The sequence below is a fragment of the Mycobacterium sp. HUMS_12744610 genome (assembly GCF_041206865.1).
Taxonomy (GTDB): domain Bacteria; phylum Actinomycetota; class Actinomycetes; order Mycobacteriales; family Mycobacteriaceae; genus Mycobacterium; species Mycobacterium servetii.
In genome coordinates this window covers 1756231-1776090 of sequence record NZ_JBGEDP010000001.1, presented here as the reverse complement: position 1 = coordinate 1776090, position 19860 = coordinate 1756231, and the positions used below count along the sequence as shown (strand labels likewise).

General features: G+C 71.2%; 19 protein-coding genes. 4 read left to right on the top strand and 15 right to left on the bottom strand.

Annotated elements, in window-relative coordinates:
• Nucleotides 1-24: 24 nt before the first annotated feature.
• From AB8998_RS08860 to AB8998_RS08830, 7 genes are all read right to left on the bottom strand, one after another.
• Nucleotides 25-198 (bottom strand): DUF3117 domain-containing protein, encoded by a 174-nt coding sequence (locus AB8998_RS08860; RefSeq protein WP_066995255.1) that lies wholly within the window; start codon nucleotides 196-198, stop codon nucleotides 25-27.
• Nucleotides 199-364: 166 nt separating this feature from the next.
• Entirely contained in the window at nucleotides 365-946 is a 582-nt protein-coding gene (locus AB8998_RS08855) for a DNA-3-methyladenine glycosylase I (RefSeq protein WP_369737540.1), read from the bottom strand.
• Nucleotides 936-1298 carry a DivIVA domain-containing protein gene (locus AB8998_RS08850; protein WP_369737539.1) on the bottom strand — a complete coding sequence of 121 codons (363 nt, stop codon included), beginning with the start codon at nucleotides 1296-1298 and terminating at the stop codon, nucleotides 936-938. The genes AB8998_RS08855 and AB8998_RS08850 overlap by 11 nt, the downstream gene beginning before the upstream one ends.
• Before the next feature lie 38 nt (nucleotides 1299-1336).
• Nucleotides 1337-2332, bottom strand: coding sequence for a glucosyl-3-phosphoglycerate synthase (locus AB8998_RS08845; protein ID WP_369737538.1), 996 nt, complete (start codon nucleotides 2330-2332; stop codon nucleotides 1337-1339).
• Nucleotides 2329-3153, bottom strand: a complete 825-nt coding sequence (folP, locus tag AB8998_RS08840; protein WP_369741484.1) for a dihydropteroate synthase — start codon at nucleotides 3151-3153, stop codon at nucleotides 2329-2331. The genes AB8998_RS08845 and folP overlap by 4 nt, the downstream gene beginning before the upstream one ends.
• Before the next feature lie 231 nt (nucleotides 3154-3384).
• The gene (gene fadD6, locus AB8998_RS08835) at nucleotides 3385-5169 is read right to left on the bottom strand and encodes a long-chain-acyl-CoA synthetase FadD6 (protein WP_369737537.1); all 1785 of its coding nucleotides are present in this window, start codon (nucleotides 5167-5169) and stop codon (nucleotides 3385-3387) included.
• Between the two features lie 146 nt (nucleotides 5170-5315).
• Complete coding sequence (locus AB8998_RS08830; protein WP_369737536.1) at nucleotides 5316-5879, bottom strand: TIGR00730 family Rossman fold protein; 564 nt, start codon at nucleotides 5877-5879, stop codon at nucleotides 5316-5318.
• Nucleotides 5880-5962: 83 nt separating this feature from the next.
• Here AB8998_RS08830 and AB8998_RS08825 point away from each other — a divergent pair, with 83 nt between their 5' ends.
• A complete protein-coding gene (locus AB8998_RS08825; RefSeq protein WP_369737535.1) occupies nucleotides 5963-8071 on the top strand; it encodes an AAA family ATPase in 2109 nt (702 codons plus the stop codon).
• 407 nt (nucleotides 8072-8478) lie between these two features.
• On the opposite strand, the gene AB8998_RS08820 is transcribed toward AB8998_RS08825, so the two are convergent.
• The 3 genes from AB8998_RS08820 to dapE all read right to left on the bottom strand — a co-directional run bounded on the left by AB8998_RS08820 (nucleotide 8479) and on the right by dapE (nucleotide 10563).
• Nucleotides 8479-8874 carry a type II toxin-antitoxin system VapC family toxin gene (locus tag AB8998_RS08820; RefSeq protein ID WP_369737533.1) on the bottom strand — a complete coding sequence of 132 codons (396 nt, stop codon included), beginning with the start codon at nucleotides 8872-8874 and terminating at the stop codon, nucleotides 8479-8481.
• Nucleotides 8875-8877: 3 nt separating this feature from the next.
• Nucleotides 8878-9132 carry a type II toxin-antitoxin system Phd/YefM family antitoxin gene (locus tag AB8998_RS08815; RefSeq protein ID WP_369737531.1) on the bottom strand — a complete coding sequence of 85 codons (255 nt, stop codon included), beginning with the start codon at nucleotides 9130-9132 and terminating at the stop codon, nucleotides 8878-8880.
• Between the two features lie 366 nt (nucleotides 9133-9498).
• A complete protein-coding gene (gene dapE / locus AB8998_RS08810) occupies nucleotides 9499-10563 on the bottom strand; it encodes a succinyl-diaminopimelate desuccinylase (RefSeq protein ID WP_369737530.1) in 1065 nt (354 codons plus the stop codon).
• Between the two features lie 88 nt (nucleotides 10564-10651).
• Here dapE and dapD point away from each other — a divergent pair, with 88 nt between their 5' ends.
• Nucleotides 10652-11605: a 2,3,4,5-tetrahydropyridine-2,6-dicarboxylate N-succinyltransferase gene (dapD, locus tag AB8998_RS08805; RefSeq protein WP_369741483.1), complete on the top strand. Its 954-nt coding sequence runs from the start codon at nucleotides 10652-10654 to the stop codon at nucleotides 11603-11605.
• Nucleotide 11606: 1 nt separating this feature from the next.
• Here the strand turns inward: dapD and AB8998_RS08800 are convergent, their stop codons facing one another.
• The 3 genes from AB8998_RS08800 to AB8998_RS08790 form a co-directional block, all read right to left on the bottom strand.
• Nucleotides 11607-12905: an MFS transporter gene (locus tag AB8998_RS08800; RefSeq protein WP_369741482.1), complete on the bottom strand. Its 1299-nt coding sequence runs from the start codon at nucleotides 12903-12905 to the stop codon at nucleotides 11607-11609.
• 87 nt (nucleotides 12906-12992) lie between these two features.
• Nucleotides 12993-14414 carry an acyl-CoA synthetase gene (locus AB8998_RS08795; protein ID WP_369737529.1) on the bottom strand — a complete coding sequence of 474 codons (1422 nt, stop codon included), beginning with the start codon at nucleotides 14412-14414 and terminating at the stop codon, nucleotides 12993-12995.
• A 9-nt stretch (nucleotides 14415-14423) separates the two neighbouring features.
• Nucleotides 14424-15329: an alpha/beta fold hydrolase gene (locus AB8998_RS08790; protein ID WP_369737528.1), complete on the bottom strand. Its 906-nt coding sequence runs from the start codon at nucleotides 15327-15329 to the stop codon at nucleotides 14424-14426.
• 179 nt (nucleotides 15330-15508) lie between these two features.
• Here AB8998_RS08790 and AB8998_RS08785 point away from each other — a divergent pair, with 179 nt between their 5' ends.
• Nucleotides 15509-15778: a type II toxin-antitoxin system Phd/YefM family antitoxin gene (locus AB8998_RS08785; protein ID WP_369737527.1), complete on the top strand. Its 270-nt coding sequence runs from the start codon at nucleotides 15509-15511 to the stop codon at nucleotides 15776-15778.
• Nucleotides 15775-16053 carry a type II toxin-antitoxin system RelE family toxin gene (locus tag AB8998_RS08780; protein WP_369737526.1) on the top strand — a complete coding sequence of 93 codons (279 nt, stop codon included), beginning with the start codon at nucleotides 15775-15777 and terminating at the stop codon, nucleotides 16051-16053. Before AB8998_RS08785 ends, AB8998_RS08780 begins: the two co-directional genes overlap by 4 nt.
• A gap of 15 nt (nucleotides 16054-16068) precedes the next feature.
• On the opposite strand, the gene AB8998_RS08775 is transcribed toward AB8998_RS08780, so the two are convergent.
• Nucleotides 16069-18291, bottom strand: a complete 2223-nt coding sequence (locus AB8998_RS08775) for a CaiB/BaiF CoA transferase family protein (protein WP_369737525.1) — start codon at nucleotides 18289-18291, stop codon at nucleotides 16069-16071.
• Nucleotides 18288-19757 (bottom strand): aldehyde dehydrogenase family protein, encoded by a 1470-nt coding sequence (locus AB8998_RS08770; RefSeq protein ID WP_369737524.1) that lies wholly within the window; start codon nucleotides 19755-19757, stop codon nucleotides 18288-18290. Before AB8998_RS08770 ends, AB8998_RS08775 begins: the two co-directional genes overlap by 4 nt.
• Nucleotides 19758-19860 lie beyond the last annotated feature (103 nt).

The window sequence follows — 19860 nt, the reverse complement described above, 5'->3', positions numbered from 1 at the left end:
CCGGGTCTTCGGTCATGCCGAACCTCAGGTCGAGCTGGTAACACCCTTGAGCTCGTCACCCAGGGCGGCGGCTTCGTCGGGCGTCAGCTCGACGACCAGTCGACCACCTCCCTCGAGTGGTACCCGCATCACGATGCCGCGCCCCTCCTTGGTCGCTTCCAAAGGACCATCTCCGGTCCGGGGCTTCATCGCCGCCATCGAGTGCTCCCTCCACAGTCGGGCCGGCCCGCTTCAGCGGGCCTGGTCGGCGTCGAGCGTGCCCCGCCAGCGAACTTCCTGCCACACCCGACATCGAACTGCCAAATCACCCCTCCATTGTTCCCTATGGAGATCACGGGTTGCACCAAGACCCGGCTGTCGCGCCTCATCCGCCTGTCGCGGGCACCCAGCAAGCACGAATATGGTCGTCGACCATCCCGGTCGCCTGCATCAGCGCATAGGCGGTGGTCGGCCCCACGAAGCGGAATCCACGGCGTTTCAGCTCGCGGGCCATCGCCTTCGATTCGGCGCTGGCCGAGGGGATTTGGCTGCCGTCGGCCGGCCGGGGCCGCGGCGGCGGCGCAAACGACCACAGCAGCCGGGACATGTCGTCGGGAGATCCCAGCTCGGCAGCCGCGCGCGCGTTGGCGATCGTCGCCTCGATCTTGGACCTGTTGCGGACGATTCCCTCGTCGGCCATCAGCCGTTGCACGTCGGCATCGGTGTAGCCGGCGACCTTCTCGATGTCGAACCCGGAGAAGGCGCGCCGGAAGTTCTCCCGCTTGCGCAGGATCACCAGCCAGGACAGCCCGCTCTGGAAGGCCTCCAGGCTCACCCGTTCGAACAACGCGACCCCGCCGCGCACCGGGCGGCCCCATTCCCGGTCGTGGTAGTCGCGGTACAGGTCGAAATCGCGGCCGGGCCGCGCCGACGCCCAGTCGCAGCGAACCAGCTCATCATCGTTCATGTGAGTCCTGACGACCCTGGCCGTCCTCGGGTTCCACCGGATCGGGCTGGGCGGCGCGCTCGGCGGCCGAGGCATCGACCGCCGCCAGCTGGCCGCGCAGGGCCTCGAGCTCGCGGGCGAGCCGGTCCAGCACCCAGTCCACCTCGCTGGTCTTGTATCCGCGCAACACCTGGGTGAACTTGACTGCGTCGACGTCGGAGCCGGTCACGCCGTAGGCGGGCAACACCGTCGCCGTCGTGCCCCGCGGCAGGGGCGGCAGCTGCTCACCACGCCCGAACAGCAGGCTGGCCGCACCGAACAGCACGATCGCGACCAGCACCAACACAACCAGGTACAGCAACACCAGCGCCACGTGACCGATACTGCCCTATCGTGCCGACAGCCCGGGGATCAACGTGGCCGGACCGTTTTCATCGGCGGCCGGTCCGCCAGCGACACCGGCGAGGTGTGCGGGATGAAGCCGAAACCCTCGGGCCCGCCACAGAGGAACTGGGTCAACCCGACCCCGGAGTCGGGGATCCCGCAGCGTGAGAGCAGGGTCGCGATGACCTGACGGCTCATCGCCCCCAGTTCGGCCAGCGGCCTGTTGCGGTGAGCCCGCACACCCAGGTTGACCTGGGCGATCGCGTCGAGCCCCAACCGGTCGAAGGTATCGACCAGCAGGCCGATCTCCACGCCGTAGCCCGGGGCGAACGGTAGCGAGGTCAGCAATTCCCGGCTCGCGGCGTACTCCCCGCCCAGCGGCTGCAGGATGAGGCCCAGCTCCGGCCGCAACGCCGCCAACAGCGGCCGGGCCACCAGTTCGGTGACCCGCCCGCCGCCCGTCTCTCCCGCGGTGCCGTCGGCGTCGCCGACCTGCAGGGGTCGCCGGTAGAAGCTTTTCACCAGGTGAACGCAGTCGCCGGTGAGCAGCGGAGCGACCAGCCACGGCACGAACATCGGGTGCGGGTCGATCAGGTCGGAGTCGACGAACACCACGATGTCGCCGCTGGTGGCCGCCAGGGAGCGCCACAGCGCCTCGCCCTTGCCCGGCCGGGGCGGCACCTCGGGAAGCGCCTGTTCCCGGCTGACGACGCGGGCGCCCGCGGCGATGGCGCGGTTCTTGGTGTCATCGGTCGAGCCGGAGTCGAGCACGATCAGTTCGTCGATGAGGCCCCCGCCGTCCCGGATCAGCGGCGAGACGCTCTCGATCACCGATTGGACGGTGTCTTGCTCGTTGAGGGCGGGCAGCACCACGGAGATGGTCCGCCCGCCCTTCGCGGCCTCCAGCGCCTCGACGGTCCAGCCGGGCCGGTGCCAGCGGTCGCGCAGCCAGACATCCCCCGGTCGGGCGGACACGGCCCCCTCACCCGTCAGTTCGCCGGCGACCAATTCGGATGCCGTCATGCCAGTCCCCTCACGGTGCGCGCGGGCGGGCGCGTTCCCTGGATCGAGGCCACCATCTCCAGAACCCGCCGGGTGGCCGCGACCTGGTGCACCCGAAACATTCGCGCGCCCGCGGCCGCCGCCAGCGCAGTGGCCGCCAATGTTCCCTCGAGCCGCTCGGTCAATTCCACTCCAAGAGTCTCCCCGACGAAGTCCTTGTTGCTCAAAGCCATGAGCACCGGCCACCCCGTGTTAACAAGATCGCCCACGTGACGCAACAGAGCCAGCCCGTGGAAGGTGTTCTTGCCGAAGTCGTGGGCCGGGTCGATGAGCACCCTGTCGGGGGCCACCCCGGCCGAAACGGCCCTGTCGGCGGCGCCGGTGACCTGGCGAATCACGTCGTCCACCACGCCGCGGGCCGATGTACCGTAACTCACCCGGAACGGGCGGGTGCGCGGCAGCGCGCCCCCGGTGTGCGAACACACCAGTCCCGCGCCGAACTCGGCGGCCACCGCGGGCAGGGCGGGGTCGACGCCGCCCCAGGTGTCGTTGATCAGGTCCGCGCCGGCGGCGCAGGCCACCCTGGCCACCTCCGAACGCCAGGTGTCGGCACTGATCAGCTGGTCCGGATAGGCGCCGCGCAGCCACTCGATGAACGGCGCCAGGCGGGCGATCTCGGTGGCCGCGTCGACGCTGTCACCGGGCCCCGCTTTGACACCGCCCACGTCGATCACGTCGGCGCCGTCGGCGATGGCCCGGTGGACCGCGTCCCGGGCCGCGCCGTCGCTGAAGGTCGCACCGCGGTCGTAGAACGAATCCGGGGTGCGGTTGACGATCGCCATGATCAGCGGGCGATCCCCTGCGACCGGGCGGCCGCACAGCGTGGACTGCACGCATACATGGTGCCTGGTTCCCGCAAACCCCGCGGCGCGCAGGCCCCATTGCGCCGAGATCGACGTTTTGCAGGCCGCTGCTCGCACTCCAGCTGCAAAACGTCGATCTCGGCGCACGCAGGGGCGTCTCACGTCAGCCCTGCGGTCGCTTACCGGCTCGAACCGACGGCCCCGGGCCCTTCAGCCCCGCGGTCGCTTACCGGCCGCCACCTCGTCGGGGTAGTCGTCGTAGTACTGCACGTAGCCTTCCTCCCGGCCGGCCAGCACGTACAGCGGGTCCTTGACGTCGGGACCGTAACCCTGGTCGCGCAACTGCACCTTGCGGCTCTTGAACGTCGTGGTCTGCTCGATCGAGTCCACCACCCGCACGAACAGCGGCAAGGCATACGCGGGGAGCTGCGAATACACCGCGCGGGCCAGCGACTGCCCGTCGAACTCGGCACCCTCGCGCAGCTTGATCGCGGCCATGCCGGCGCGCCCGCCGGTGCGGGGCACCTCGACACCGAACACCGTGCAGTCCTCGACGGAGCCGTCGGACGCCAGCGCCGCCTCGACCTGCGTGGTGGCGACGTTTTCGCCCTTCCACCGGAAGGTGTCGCCGAGCCGGTCGACGAAGGCGGCGTGCCAAAGGCCCTGCGGGCTCATCACGTCCCCGGAGTTGAACCAGCAGTCACCCTCGCGAAATGCGTTGCGCACCAACTTCTTCTCGCTCGACTCCTGGTCGGTGTAGCCGTCGAACGGCTGCAGCTTGTTGACCGGGCTGAGCAGCAGGCCGGGCTGGCCGGCCGGGACCCGGCGCACCCGCCCGCTCTCGTCGCGCAGCGGTGCGCCGGTGTCGGGGTCGTACTCCACGTAGGCCAGCGGCATCGGGAACAGTCCGGTGGTCCGGGGCACATTGAAGACGTTGATGAACGCGGCGTTGCCCTCGCTCGAGGCGTAGAACTCGCAAACGCGGCCGATGCCGAACCTCTCGGTGAACTCGTCCCAGATCTCCGGGCGCAGCCCGTTTCCCGCGATCATCCGCACGTTGTGCGCCCGGTCGGTCTGCTTGGGCGGCTGGTTGAGCAGGTAGCGGCAGATCTCGCCGATGTAGATGAACGCGGTGGCCTCGCTCGCGATCACCTCGTCCCAGAACTTGGACGCCGAGAACGACGAGCCCAGCGCCAGCGTCGCCCCGGAGTTGATCACCGAGGACAACGCCACCGTCAACGCGTTGTTGTGGTAAAGCGGCAGGCAGCAGTACAGCGCGTCGGAGCTCTTCAGCCGCAGGCCCATGCCGCCGAACGCGGCCAGCGCGGCCAACCACCGGCGATGCGTCATCACGCTGGCCTTGGGGAATCCCGTGGTGCCCGAGGTGAAGATGTAGAACGCGGTGTCACGGGCCTGCACGGAAGAGGCGGACGCCGGATTGGTGGCCGGGGCGCTCATGGCGAACCGCTCGAGGTCTTCGACCGTGAGCGTCTCGGTGCTGCCGGCGGTTCCGCAGTCGGCGACCGCGCTCACCAGGTCGGTCTCGGCGATCAACACCTTGGCGTCCAGCAGGCCCAGGCTGTGCGCCAGCACCTCGCCGCGCTGGTGGTAGTTGATCATCCCGGCGACGGCACCGCACTTGACCGTGGCCAGCATGGCCAGCACGGTGCTGGGCGAGTTGCGCAGCATGATCGCGACGACGTCACCCTTGCCGACGCCGCGCGCGGCCAGCACCGCGGCATAACGGTTGGCGGCCGCGTTGGCGTCACGGTAGGTCACCTCCTGGTCGCCGAACCTCAGAAAGACCCGGTCGCCATGACGGGCGGCCCGGTCCTGGAACACCGTGCCGATCGACTTCCGGGAACCCGGCCGCGCCAGCAGACCCGTCAGCGCCCCGCGCAGGATGACCGGCAGGTCGGCAAGTACGCCCGGCAGCCTGAATGCGATGTCGGTCAGGCCGACCGCCTTGCGCATTCCCCCGTCGTGATCGGACACGTCGACCCCTCATTCCTGCGCACCGTCCAGCTCGGCGGCCAGCCTATCGGGCGACGATGCGGGCCGGGGACGGCCCGCTGAGGAGTCCGACCATCCAACCCCGCCGGGCGACGACGCGGGCCGGGGACGGCCCGCTGAGGGATGACTCAGGCGGGCGCGCACGCCTCCAGCGCGGCGCTCACCTTGTCGACCAGCACCAACCGGTCCATCGCCGCCTGCGAGACGTAACCGCGGTCGGCCAGCCCGCACAACCACACCCACAGCCCCTCGTAATGCCCCAGCGGGTCCAGCAGCACGATCGGCTTGCCGTGTATGCCGAGGTAGCCGGTGGTCCATGCGTCGAACAGCTCGTCGAGGGTGCCGACGCCGCCGGGCAGGACGATGAACGCGTCGGCGAGGTCTTCCATCGTGCGCTTGCGGTCGCGCATCGTGTCGCTGACGATCAGCTCGTCGGCGTCGGTGTCGGCGATCTCGCGGCGCATCAGGTGCTGCGGGATGACGCCGACGGTGTGGCCGCCGCGGGCCCGCGCCGCGCCGGCGACCGCCCCCATCGCCGACACGCGGCCACCACCCCAGACCAGGGTCCAGCCGCGCTCGGCGATCGCCTCGCCGAGTTCGGCGGCCAGGCCGAGTAATTCGGGATGAGTCGGCGCGGACGCGCAGTAGACGCAGACAGCCCAGCTGCCTGACGGATTGCCTCCCGGACCCATATCCGCCAAAGGTAGACCAAGCCCCCGACGGCACGCCCGCCGATGCGCCCCGCCGGGGCTCGCCCGCGCAATAAGATCCGGCAGTGCCGATTCGATGGAACGTTCCGCGGCATGCGGCGGCGCTGGACCGGCTGAACGACGCCCTGGCCGACGGCGCCGGTGCGGTAGTGCTCGGACCCGACGGCGTCGGCAAGTCCACGTTGGCGCGGCTGGCCGCCGAGCACCTCGCCCGCCGGCACCCCAACGTGCTCGCCAGGTGGGTCACCGGCACCCCGAGCGAACGGGCGGTGCCGTTCGGGGCCTTCGGCCATCTGGTCGCGATCGCGGACATCGGCAAGCCGGCGGCGTTGTTGCGGGCGGCCCGGGCCTCGCTGGCGGCGGGCGGTGAAGACCTGCTGCTGGTCGTCGACGACGCCCACGAGCTGGACATCCTGTCGGCCACGCTGGTCTATCAGTTGGCGCTGGCCGGCACCGCCCGGCTGATCGTCACCGCCCGTGCGGACGCCGCCCCCGAGGCCATCGCGGCGCTGTGGACCGACGCCCTGCTGGACCGCATCGACATCGAGGCGCCCGGCGGGCCGACCGACCCGGCCGAGGTCGACGCGTTCATCGCCGCCTTGCCCGCGCCGGCCCGGTCGGTGCTGGACTACCTGGCCGTCGAGGAGCCGCTGGCGCTGGCCGACCTGGCGGTGCTGGCCGGCGACGGCGCGGTGGAGCAGGCCCGGGAATGGGGCGCGGCGGAGACGCGGGAACGCGGCGTGCCGGTGGTCTACACCGCGCACCCGCTGTTCGCCGAGCGGGCCCGGGCCGCGCTCGGAGCCGACGGCGCCCGGCGGCGGCGCACCGAGATCGTGACGTTGCTGTCCCGGCGTGCGCCCGAGCATCTCAGCGAGCGGCTGCGGCTGGCGTCCCTGGCGCTGGACAGCGACGCGCAGCAGCCGGTCGCCGAGGTGGTCGCCGCCGCAGAGCAGGCCCTGCGGCTGGGCGACCTCGACCTGGGCGAGCGGCTGGCCCGCTCGGCGCTGGACCGCTCCGGGGACCTCGCGGCGCGACTGCCACTGGCCCATGCCCTGGCGTGGCAGGGGCGCGGCCGCGAGGCCGAGTCGGTGCTGGCCGGGGTCGACCCGGCCGCGCTATCCGAACCGGAGCTGATGGCGTTCACGCTGTTGCGGGCGGCCAATCAGTTCTGGATGCTCGGCGAACCCGAACGCGCGACCGCGTTTTTGCGGACCGTGCGCAACCGGGTCACCGATGCCGCCTCGTTGACAACCCTGCAGGCGCTGAGCGCCACGTTCGCGATGAACGCGGGCAATGTCGCCCACGCCGTCGAGATCGCCGGGGAGGTGCTGGCGTCGCCGGCGGCCGACGACCAGGCGGTGGCCTGGGCCGCCAGCGCGGCCGCGCTGTGCTCGGCGCGGCAGGGCCGGTTCGACGATGTCGAGCCGCTGGCCCGACGGGCCCTGGCCGCTGAGCATCCCGGGCTGCTGCGCTTCACCATCGGTTTGGGGCAGACCACTGCGCTGATGATGACTGGCCGGCTCGACGCGGCCGCCGAACTGGCCCAGCAGTTCACCGATTTCGCCGAACTACAGCAGCCGGGCCGCGCGATCGGCGAGGTCCTGCTGGCCCATGTGCTGATCGCCGCCGGGGAATTCGGCCGTGCCGCGGCGCTGCTCGGGCCGGCCGCCACCACGCTGGAACGCACGGGGTATTCGTGGGGACCACTGTCGTTGACACTGCTGGCCACCGCGCTGGCGCAGCAGGGCGACACCGCCGCGGCGGCAAAGGCATTGAGCAGGGCCGAATCCCGCCACGGCACCAAGTCGGCGCTGTTCGCCCCCGAGCTCGGTGTGGCGCGGGCCTGGCGGCTGGCCGCGGTGCGCGACGCACACGGCGCGGTGGCCGCCGCCCGGGACGCCGCGCGCATGGCCGAACGCGGCGGCCAGCCCGGCACGGCGCTGCGGGCGTGGTACGAGACCGTACGGCTCGGCGACATTCGCGCCGCGGACCCGTTGGCCCGACTCTGCGACGAGATCGATTGTCTCACCGGCAATCTCGCCCTCGCCCACGCGCGGGCACTGGCCGCTGGCGACGCGGCCGCGCTGCAGACGGTGTCCGGCGAGCTGGCCGCGGTGGGGATGCGCGCGGCGGCCGCCGACGCCGACGCGCAGGCCCGGCGGTGCGACGGATAGCGTTGACCGGCGCGCCGCATTGTGCGCGAACCGTGACCCGATCATGTTGCCGCAGCGACCATTAGCCATCACGGTTTGCAGTGGCTCCGAGCCCGTGAGCAACGCGGGTTGAAGGCACGATGCAGATCCGCCCTTCCCGTGCGGCCAGTCTGGTTGCGGTCGGATCGCTGATCACCGCGCTGACCACTGGCGCCGCGTCGCCGGTCGCGTCGCACGGCATGGTCAGCCTGCTCGACTTCCATCGGGACCTCGTACAACGAGGCGTTCCAGGGCGAGGGCGCCCCGGCGTGGGCGGCGGCAAGTGGTTTCGGCGCCCAACGCGCCCGTGCTGGCCGTCGTCGCGAACGCGGGCGTCGGCAGCGTCGAGTTGGTCGTCACGCCCCGATGGCCCCGATGGCTCAGACGGCTCAGACGTCGAAGACCCGGACCAGGCCGTCCAGCCCGGCGAAGTCCGCCCCGTTTCGGGTGTAGAGATCGAGGCCGCTCGCGTGCGCGGTCGCCGCGATCAGCAGGTCGGCGAAACGGCTCCGCGGCATCCGGCCTGCACCGACCACGGCGGCGACGACGAGTCCATAACTGCGCGCGGCCGCCGCGTCGAAGGGAATCGGTTCCAGTATCGATTCGACTTCCTGCAGCCGGGCCTGCCGCCTGGCCGCTTCGACCGGGTCGCCGGCCAAATGCGGACCGGACGCCAGTTCGGCCGCGGTGATCGCCGAGATCGCCATTTCGTCGGGCAGCGCGGCGATCACGGCCGGGTCATGCCAGTCGACGACCACCGAGGTGTCGAGAAGGCCGGACGCCACGGCTCAGAGGCCCTGGTCGATCGACCGGTCCAGGTCGGCGCGGAACCGGCGGTGGTCGATGCGCACGGCGGCGGCGGCCGCCAGCGCCGCGACGTCGTCGCGGGAGACGAAGGTGCGGCGGCGACCGGTTCGGATCGGGCTCAACTCGGCCACCGGCTCACCGTTGCGGGTGACGACAAACGTCTCCCCCGCAGCCACCGCGTCGATCACCTTGGCGTTGTCGTTGCGGAGCTCACGCTGCGCGATGGTCCTGGCCACCGACGAAGTGTAGCAAGTGGTGCGACGGTGAGCTACGCACGTCGGGCACAACTCTCCGCTTATTCCGAGACCGCCTGCGGTTCCGTGCGGACCCGCTCGATTTGGTCGTATGCGTAGGCGGCCACCTCGGCAACGGCAACGCCCATGCCCTCGCCCGTGCGAGTGACGATTCGTAGATCTGGCCGCCGAGGACCTCGTGAAGGTGTGTGACCGTCGTGATGATCTCGGGAAAGCCCGCCGCGCCGAGGGGATCGACGGCCAAACCGCCGATGATGGCGGCCGGTTCGTGGTGTCCAAGCCGATCCAACAGGGCGGTGAGGACCGCCAGGGGGACGCCGATATGGCCGCGATTGGCCGGCTCGGCACTCATGCGCTCAGGTATGCCCGCAACACGTCCACGGCCGCGGTGATGTTGCCCACCGGCACCGCCTCGTCGCGCTTGTGCGCGACGTTGGGGTCGCCGGGCCCGAAGTTGACCGCCGGGATGCCCAGGGCGGCGAACCGCGCCACGTCCGTCCAGCCGTATTTCGCCCGGACGCGCCCGTCGGCGGCCTCGACCAGGGCCCTGGCGGCGGGCTGCGCCAGCCCGGGCAGGGCGCCCGATGCGGCGTCGGTCTGCTCGATTGCCACGTCGAGCCCGTCGAACACCTCGTGCACGTGCGCCAGCGCGGCGGCCGCCGACCGGTCGGGCGCGAAACGGAAGTTGACCGTCACCGAGGCCGCGTCGGGGATCACGTTGCCGGCCACACCGCCCTCGATCCGCACCGCCGACAGGCCCTCGCGGTAGGTGCACCCGTCGATGTCCACGGAGCGCGCCCGGTATCGCGCCAGCCGGTCCAGGACCGGGCTCAGCTTGTGAATGGCGTTGTCGCCCAACCAGGAACGCGCTGAATGCGCGCGGGTGCCGGTGGCCCCGATCACCACGCGCAGCGTCCCCTGGCAGCCGGCTTCGATGTAGCCGCCGGTGGGCTCGCCCAGGACGGCCACGTCGGCGGCCAGCCAGTCCGGAAGCTCGCGCTCGATGCGTCCCAAGCCGTTTGCGGCGGCCTCGATCTCCTCGCAGTCGTAGAACACCAGCGTCAGGTCGTGCGCGGGGTCGGCCACGGTGGCGGCCAGGTGCAGGAACACCGCGTCACCGGACTTCATGTCGGCGGCCCCGCAGCCGCACAGCAGGTCGCCGTCGCGGCGGCTGGGCAGGTTGCCGGCGGCCGGGACGGTGTCGAGGTGTCCGGCCAGCAGCACCCGCGACGGCCGGCCCAGCGACGTGCGCGCCAGGACGGCGTTGCCGTTGCGGACGATCTCGAAGCCCGACGTCTGGGCGCGCAGCGCGGCCTCCACCTCGTCGGCCAGGCGCGCCTCGTGCCGCGATTCGCTGGGAATGTCGACCAGCGCCGCGGTCAACTCGATCGGGTCCCCGCGCAAGTCCAGCACGATCCCAAGTATGCCGAGCAGACGCAAAAGCTCCTATTTGCGGCCCCAAAGAGGGCGCTTTTGTGTCTGCTCGGCCGGAGAAAGTAACCTGACCGCCGTGACTGGAGCTGCAGGAATCGGGCTGGCGACGCTGGCCTCGGACGGATCGATCCTCGACACCTGGTTCCCCGCACCGGAATTGACCGAATCGGGCACCACCACCACCTCGCGGCTCGCCGCGTCCGACGTTCCCCCGGACCTGGCCGCGCTGGTCGGCCGCGACGAGGACCGCGGCACCGAGACCGTCGCGGTGCGCACGGTGATCGGCTCGCTCGACGATGTCGCGACCGACTCCTACGACGCCTACCTGCGGTTACATCTGCTCTCGCACCGGCTGGTGGCCCCGCACGGCCTGAACGCCACCGGGCTGTTCGGGGTGCTGACCAACGTGGTGTGGACCAACCACGGGCCCTGCGCCGTCGACGGGTTCGAGGCGGTCCGGACCCGGCTGCGCCGCCGCGGACCGGTGACCGTCTACGGTGTCGACAAGTTCCCGCGGATGGTCGACTACGTCGTGCCGACAGGGGTGCGCATCGCCGACGCCGACCGGGTGCGCCTGGGCGCCCACCTGGCCCCGGGCACCACCGTGATGCACGAGGGCTTCGTCAACTTCAACGCCGGCACGCTGGGCGCGTCGATGGTCGAAGGCCGCATCTCCGCCGGTGTGGTGGTGGGCGACGGGTCGGACGTCGGCGGCGGGGCATCGATCATGGGCACGCTGTCCGGCGGCGGTACGGATGTCATCTCGATCGGGAAGCGCTGCCTGCTGGGCGCGAACGCGGGGCTGGGCATCTCGCTCGGCGACGACTGCGTCGTCGAGGCCGGCCTCTACGTCACCGCGGGCACCAAGGTGACCACGCCGGCCGGCAAAGTGGTCAAGGCCAGGGAGCTCTCCGGCGCCGGGAACATGCTGTTCCGCCGCAATTCGCGCACCGGGTCAGTCGAGGTGGTGGCCCGCGACGGCCGGGGCATCACGCTCAACGCCGAACTGCACGCCAACTGAGTCAGCGGCAGCCGTTGCGCTGCAGGTCGGGCGACGCGGCCGACCCCAGCGCCGCCCCGTTGGTCTCCGGCAGCAAGTAGGTGCTCACCAGGCTGACCGACACCAGCGCGGCAAGCAGCAGGCTCAGCGCCCAGCTGCCGAAGCTGGCCAGCAGAGTCCCGGCGATCAGCGGCGGCAACGCCCCGCCGAGGATGCCCGCGAGGTTGCTGGACAGCGCGGCGCCGGTGTAGCGGTAGCGGGTGGCGAACAGTTCGGGCACGAACGACGCCGTGGGGCCCGCGGCGATGGCGCCGACGGCGTACATGCCCACGATCGCGACCGCGAACAGGACGGGGCTGCCGGTGTCCATCAGCGGGATCACGACCAGCGACCACGGCAGCGACGCCACTCTCCCCACCAGCATCATCCGGCGTCGCCCGACCCGATCGGACAGGCTCGCAGAGACCGCGACGAGCGCGATGCTCGCCAACCCGCCCAGCACCCCGACGACCAGGATGAGGGTGCGGGAATGCCCCAGTTCGCTCTGCGCGTACCGAGCCAGGTACGTACTGGCCATGTAGACGAATCCGAATCCGCTGACAACGCTGCCACCGGCCAGGACGATCGTGCGGTACTCGCGGCGCAGCACCTCCTTGATCGGCGCCTCGGTGACGGCGTTGCGGGCCTTCTCGCCCGCGAACACCGGGGTCTCCCCGATGTTGAGCCGAACGTACAGGGCGACGACGATCAACGCGGCGCTGATCAGGAACGGAACCCGCCACCCCCACTGCAGGAACGCGGCGCTGCGCTCGCCGATGGTCGCGTTCACGCCGAGGAACACCAGGCTGGTCAGCACCAGCGCGACACCCCCGCCCAGCGGGGTGAACATGCCGTACCGGCCGCGCCGGCCCGCGGGCGCGTACTCGGCGCTCAGCAGCGCCGACCCCGCCCACTCGCCGCCGACGGCGAACCCCTGCAGCACCCGCAGGGCGATCAGGATCAGCGGGGCGGCGCCCCCGATGGCCGCGGGGGTGGGCACCAGGCCCACCCCCACCGTGGACACGGCCATGATCAGCAACGTGGCGACGAGCGTCTTCTTGCGGCCCAGCCGATCCCCGAAGTGCCCGAACACGGCCGCGCCCAGCGGCCGGGAGAGAAACGCGGTGGCGAACGTGCCCATCGAGGCGACCGTGGCCATTGCCGGACTCAGATGCGGGAAGAACACGGTGGGGAACACCAGCGCCGCCGCGATGCCGTAGATGAGGAAGTCGTAGAACTCGATGGCGGAGCCGACCAGACAGGCGGCCGCCACCCGCCTCATCGGCGTGACGCCGGGGTCCGTGTGGATCGACACGGTAACGACGGTAGCGCGACGCCGCGCCGTCGTGCTCGGGGACAGGCCGCGCTCTCAGCCTTCGGACAGCAACTGCTTCTTGAGCACCTTGCCCATGGCGTTGCGGGGCAACGAATCCACGAAGCGCACCTCGCGCGGCCGCTTGTGGGCCGAAAGCTCCTGGGCGACATGGTTGACCAACTCGTCGGCGGAGACGTCCGGCGCCCCGACGACGTAGGCGACGATGCGCTGGCCCAGGTCGTCGTCGGGCACCCCGACGACGGCCACCTCGCCCACGCCCGGATGCCCGAGCAAGGCCGTTTCGATCTCGCCCGCACCGATGCGGTATCCGCCGGACTTGATCAGGTCGACGGACTCGCGCCCGACGATGCGGTGCATCCCGCCGCCGTCGATGACCGCGACGTCCCCGGTGCGGTACCAGCCGTCGGTGTCGAACGCCTCGGCGGTGGCGTCCGGCCGGTTGAGGTAGCCGTCAAACATCGTCGGCCCGCGAACCTGCAGCCTGCCAACGGTTTCCCCGTCGTGCGGCGCGGGGCCGCCGTCCTCGTCGAGCAGCCGGGTCTGCACGCCGGGCAGCGGCAGGCCGACCCAGCCGGCGCGCCGCTCACCGTCCGCGCGCGTGGACAGCGTGATCAGCGACTCCGAGGCGCCGTAGCGTTCGACGGGCCGGTGCCCGGTGAGCCCGGCGAGCCCGTCGAACACCGGGACCGGCAGCGGTGCGCTGCCGGAGACCAGCAGCCGCGCCCGGCTCAGCGCCCGCGCGGAGCCCTCGTCGGCCACCACCCGCGACCACACCGTGGGCACCCCGAAGTACAGCGTGCCGCCGGCTTCCGCACACGCCTGGGCATAACCGGCCGGTGTCGGTTTTCCGGTGTGCACGAAGCGGTTTCCCACGCGCAGCGACCCGAGCAGGCCCAAAACCAGGCCGTGCACGTGGAACAGCGGCAGTCCGTGCACCAGGACGTCCTCGGCGGTCCACTGCCAGGCTTCGGCCAGTGCGTCGAGGTCGGCGGCGATCGCGCGCCGGCTCAGCACCACCCCCTTGGGCAGCCCGGTGGTGCCGGAGGTGTAGATGACCATCGCGGTGGCATCGGGCGGCGGCTCGGGATACCGGTGCCAGGAGCGCGCATGCAGCCGGACAGGGATGTGCGGCAACCCTTCCGGCTCGTCCGGCGGGGGCCCCAGCCAGGCCTGCACGCCGGAGTCGGTGAGCATGTGGCGGCGTTCGGACGTACCGATGTCGGCCGGCACCGGGACGAACGGGACGCCGGCGATCAGGCAGCCGGTGACCGCCAGCACCGTCGCCGCGGTGGGCGTGGCCAGCACCGCGACCCGGTCAGCGCCGGCGACCCGTTCGGCCACCGACGTCGCGGCGCCGAGCAGGTCGCCGCGGCTCAACGCGACGCCGTCGATGCGTACCGCGTCGGCGAGGTCGGTGGCGGTGACCAGCGCGGGATTCAGGGAAGCCAGCAGCACGTGAGCAGGTTACTGCTCGTCCCAGATCTTCATCAGGGTGGCCAGGATCTCCTCGCCGCGCCCCAGCCCGGCCAGATGGCTTTCGCCCGGCAGCACATAGAGCTCGGCGTCGGGCAGCCGCGACACCACGTGCTCGCCGTGGGCGAACGGAACGATGTGGTCGTGGTCGCCGTGCCACCAGCGGACCGGGACCTTGACCTCGTCGAGCCGGAATCCCCAGTCCCGGGTGAACAGGATGACGTCGTTGAACGGGGCCGCCAGTTGCTTGCGGCTGCCGTTGAGCAGGTCGTCGAGGAACATGGCCCCGAACTCGGGCCGGGTGAGCAGGCGCCGGTCGCCCTCGGGCGATATCGCGGCGTACAGATACAGCGCGGGGTTCGCCACCGGGCGGATCATCCGGACCATCAGGCTCGCGCCGATCCGCAGCGGGTCACCGCCCAGCCGCAGCAGCGGCGCCACCCGCTTGCCCAGGTTCATCAGGCCGCTGGTGATGCCCTCGTCGCCGACGAACGGCGCGACGCCGCCGAGCACGCCGGCGGCGACCACCCGGTCGGGCAGCACCGCGGCGGAGGCCAGCGCGTAGGGGCCGCCGCCGGACAGGCCGATGACGGCCATCTTGTCGATGCCCAGCGTGTCGGCGATCGTGCGCAGGTCGTCACCGAACGCCCGGATGTTCTCGTAGCGGTGGGGTGTCGACGAGCCGATTCCGGGTCGGTCCAGGCCGATCAGGCGGATGTGGTGGTTCTCGGCGTAGACGCGAGCCTCGACCGGAATCTGACGGCGGGCACCGGGGGTCCCGTGCAGCCAGAACATCGCACGCCCCTGCGGGTCGCCGAACTCGGCGAAGCCGATCTGGCGGTCCTCGCCGACCGCGACGTTTCCTTCGAGCTTGGGGCGGGCGATCTCGATGGCCATGCCCAGCAGCTTGGCATGTGACGAGCGGTTTACCAAAGCCTCGCGGGGAGCCGACCGCCCTGCGGTTGATTGGGCAGTTGGAGCTCTCGTGCCACGAAGCGGCCTCCTAGCGACATCGGTTTCTCCCGGCTATTTATCGAGCCATTGATTGGCCAAGGTCCGGGCTATACTGCGGACTCATGAAGACGGTGCCGCTGACCGAGGCCAAGGACAAGCTCTCCGCGCTGGTCGACGAGGCCGACACGACCCACGAAATCATCCAGATCACCCGGCACGGCCGCGTCGCGGCAGTTCTCATGTCCGCCGACGACCTCGAGTCGCTCAACGAGACTCTGCACGCGCTGCGGACGCCGGGCGTGGCCGACGAGCTCGCCCAGGCCGACGCCGACTACGCCGCCGGAAAGACGGTCAGCGGCGAAGAGATTCGCCGGCGCTACGGCTTGAAGTGACCGGGCCGAAGACACCGTGGTCCGTCCAGCTGTCGCCGTCGGCGTCGCGCTCCCTCGACCGGCTCGCGCACCGAGTCGCCGCTGCGATCGCCGAATTCATCACCCTCACATTGCCGGCTGACCCGTACCGGCTGTCCAAGCCGCTGCGATTCGAATTCGAAGGCTGGCGCCTCGCGCGCCGCGGCGATTACCGCGTCACATTCCGGGCGCTCGAGGACGACCGCGTGCTGTACATCGGCCGCATCGAGCACCGCGCGCATGCCTATCGCCGCTGACGCCTTCAGCCGCGGTTACGCGTTCAGCACCCGCTCGCCGATCACCCGAGCCGCGCGCAGCGACGCCACCTCATCACTGGAAAGGCCCAGGCCGCGCAGGATCTCGTCGTTGTGCCGGCCCAGGGTGGGCGGGGCGCTGCGGTGGTGCCGCGCCGGGCCGGGGGTGATGCGAAACGGCCACCCCGGGTAGCGGTGCACCCCGGTGACGGGGTGCTCGAGTTCCTCGTAGTAGCCGCGGGCGTCGAGTTGCGGGATGCCGTACATGTCCTCGCCGGTGCTGACTCGCTCGGCCGCGATGCCATGCGCCGCGCAGGTTTGCACGATCTCCGCGGCCGTCTGCGTCGAGGTCCAGGCGCCGACGATCCCGTCGAAGGCGTCGTGGTCGGACCCGTCCCGGTCGGGCACGGACAGCGCGACCCAGGCGTCGTCCGCGGTCGGGTAGACACCCTGCAGGTACCCGCGCCGCCGGTTGCCCTCGCGCGGACGCACGACGCCGTTCATCGAGTACTCGATCACCGGTTCCGCGGTGAGGCAGGCCGCGACCTCGATCTGGGCGATCTCGATCAGCCGGCCCGCTCCGGTGCGGTTGCGGTGCTCGAGCGCGGCCAGCAGCGCGACGCCCGCGTGCACGCCGACGATCGGGTCGGCGGGCCCCTGCGGGTTGCACGGCGGCCCCTCGGGATAGCCGGTGACCGCCGACATCCCGGCGGTCTGTTCGAAGTTCAGCGCCCAGCCGACGTAGTCGCGCCAGGGGCCGTGCAGGCCGTAGCCGGGCATCCGCACCATGATCACGCCGGGGTTCAGCGCCACCACCGACTCGTAGTCCAGACCGAAGTGCTCGACCACGCGCGGGGAGAAGTTCTCCACGACGACGTCGGCCTGGGCGGCCAGCCGGCGGGCGATCTCGAGGCCCCGCTGCGAGGTCAGGTCGAGCGTGAGGTCGCGCTTGTTGAGGTTGGTGCCCTGCCAGATCGGGCTGCGCTCGTACCAGTCGTCGCCCTCGTAGGCCAACGCCCCCGAGTAGCGGTGGCCGTCGGGACGCTGGATGGACTCGACCTTGACGATGTCGGCGCCGAACGCCCCGAGGTAGCAGGTCAGGTACGCCCCGGCCCAGAACGTGGTGAGGTCGAGCACCCGCAGCCCCGCGAAGGGCAACGCATCCGCCGCCGGGACTACCGGCTCCTGTTGCTGCACAGCGGCTTCCGAGAATCGGAACGCGGGACCGGGCCGCCGGAACGGCCAGCCGGCGCCGCCGCCCGCCTGGAAGAACCCGCGTTCGGCGTATTGCGGGCAGTCCAGCACCGTCGCGCCGTCGTTGACCGGGGACGCCGGGACGCGCAGCGCCTGGGCCAGTTCGACGATCTCGGCGACGGTCCGGCCGGCGAGCCACGGCTCGGCCTCGGCGAAGAATTCGTCGCGCTCCGGGCCGCCCATCATGATCGCGAGCTGCTGCTCGCCGTACTCCGGCAGGCCGAGCATCGCGCACACGTCGAGCCAGTGCTGCCCCGTCAGGCAGTTGATGCCCACCCACCCGTCGGCGGCCCGCACGACACCGAGCATCGGCGCCGAGCGCATGTTCGCCGGCAGGCCAAGGCGTTCCATCCGCTGCGCCATCAACATCGGATACGGCAGCGTCGAGAGCAGGCACTCCAGCTGCGAGACGTCCACCTCCCGGACGCGGCCGGCGGGGTGCAGCCGCAGCGCGGTCAGCGCGCCCAGCGCGCCGTAGGCGCCCGCGACGTATTCGCAGATGCGGGCGCCGACCTGCACCGGCGGGCGGTCGGGGTCGCGGGCGCTGACCCAGCCCGACGCGGCCTGCAGGGTCAGCGGTGTGGCGCGCCGATCACGCCACGGCCCCGACCGGCCGAACGCGGAGATGCTCAGCCGCACCAGGTTCGGGTTCAGCCGCTCCAACGCCTCGGCGCCGAGTCCCCGGTCCGTGAGCGTGCCGGGTGCGAAATCCTCGATGAGGACGTGCGCGCCGGCGACGAGCTCGCGTGTGTTGGCGGAATCCATTGCGGTCATGCGCTTTCCGGCGTTGAGGTATTCGAACAAGCCCGCTCGCTGCGGGTCGGCGACACCACCGGGAAACGGGCCCCACCGGCGCAGCGGATCCCCTTCGGGCGGCTCGACTTTGGTGACCTCGGCGCCGAGGTCGGCGAGGAGCTTGCCGGCGTAGGGGCCCGAGATGTCGCCGGCGAGTTCGACGACGCGCAGCCCGGCCAGCGGCCCCGTCATGCGGGGATCCCGATGGCCTTCACCTCCGTGTACTGGTGCAGCCCGCGGATCCCGCCGCTCTCCCGGCCGAATCCGCTCAGTTTGAAACCGCCGAACGGGGCGTCGCCGGGCCCGACGCCGTTGATCGCGACCTGCCCGGTGCGGATGCGGCGGGCGACGGCGACCGCCCGGTCCACGTCGGTGCCCCACACGGCGCCGGACAGCCCGTAGCGGGAGTTGTTCGCGATCGCCACGGCGTCGTCGTCCCCGGAGTAGCGCAGCACGGTCAGCACCGGGCCGAAGACCTCCTCCTGGGCGATCGCCGAGTCCGGGTCGACCTCGGTGAGAATCGTTGGCTCGAAATAGAACCCGGTATCCAGCCCGGCCGGGCGGCCGCCCCCGGTCACCAGTTTCGCTCCGTCGTTGACCGCCCCGTCCACGTGCGCCTGCACCCGGTCGCGCTGCGCGGCGCTGATCAGCGGTCCCATCCGCGTCGCGGGATCCCGGGGATCGCCGACCTTGACGTCGCCGGCGAGCGTGACCAGCCGGTCGACGACGTCGTCGTGCAGCTTCTCGGGCAACAGCAGCCGGCTGTGCAGGATGCAGGCCTGGCCGGCGTGCAGTGAGCAGCAGTTGAACAGCAGCTGCTCGAGCATCTCGTCGGTGACGGTCGCGTCGTCCAGGACGACGCTCGCCGACTTGCCGCCGCACTCCAGCAGGAGCCGGGTCATGGCGTCGCCGGCGGAGCGCATGACCTCGCACCCGACGGTCGAGCTGCCGGTGAAGCTGATCATGTCGATGCGCGGGTCGGTGGTGAGCAGCTTGGCGGCCTGCAGGCCCGACGGCGTGACGACGTTGACCACCCCGGGGGGAATGTCGGTGTGTTCGTCGATGATTCGGGCCAGCGCGAGCCCGGCCAGCGGCGTCAGCGGCGACGGCTTGAGCAGGACGGTGTTGCCCGCGGCCAGCGCGTTGTTCACCTTCATGACGTTGAGAATGTGCGGGAAGTTCCACGGCGTCAGGATGGACACCACACCGAGGGGCTCGTGCCGCAGCACGGTGGTACCGGCGCCGATCCCGGTGACCGGCTCGTCGACCAGCTGCGTGGCCAACTGGGCGGCGTGCATGGACGTGTATCCGGCGCCGTCGATCTGCATCATGCGTTCGTTCGCAACGCAGCCCCACTCCGCCTGCGAGAGCGCGAAGAACTCGTCGGCGTGCTCGAGCAGCGCGGCGCCGAGTTGGTTGAGGCAGCCGGACCGCTCTTCGGGGCCCATCGCCGACCAGGGGCCGTCGTCGAAAGCGCGGCGCGCGGCCGCGATCGCGTCGCCGACCTGCGCGACGCTCGCGTCGGGGGCGCCGGCGATGACCTGCTCGGTCGCCGGGTCGACGTCGTCGTAGCGCCCGTCCTCCGGTTCGACCCACGCGCCGTCGATGTAGAGCCGATAGGTGTCGACCAGGGGACCCGGAGGGTGTAACTCGGCCATGCGCTTCCTCACCGAATGTCGGTCATCTCGGGAGACAGTGTTCACCTATGACGACGTGACGTCAATCACTGCAGACGCGAATTTCCGCGTATTTCAATGCGTG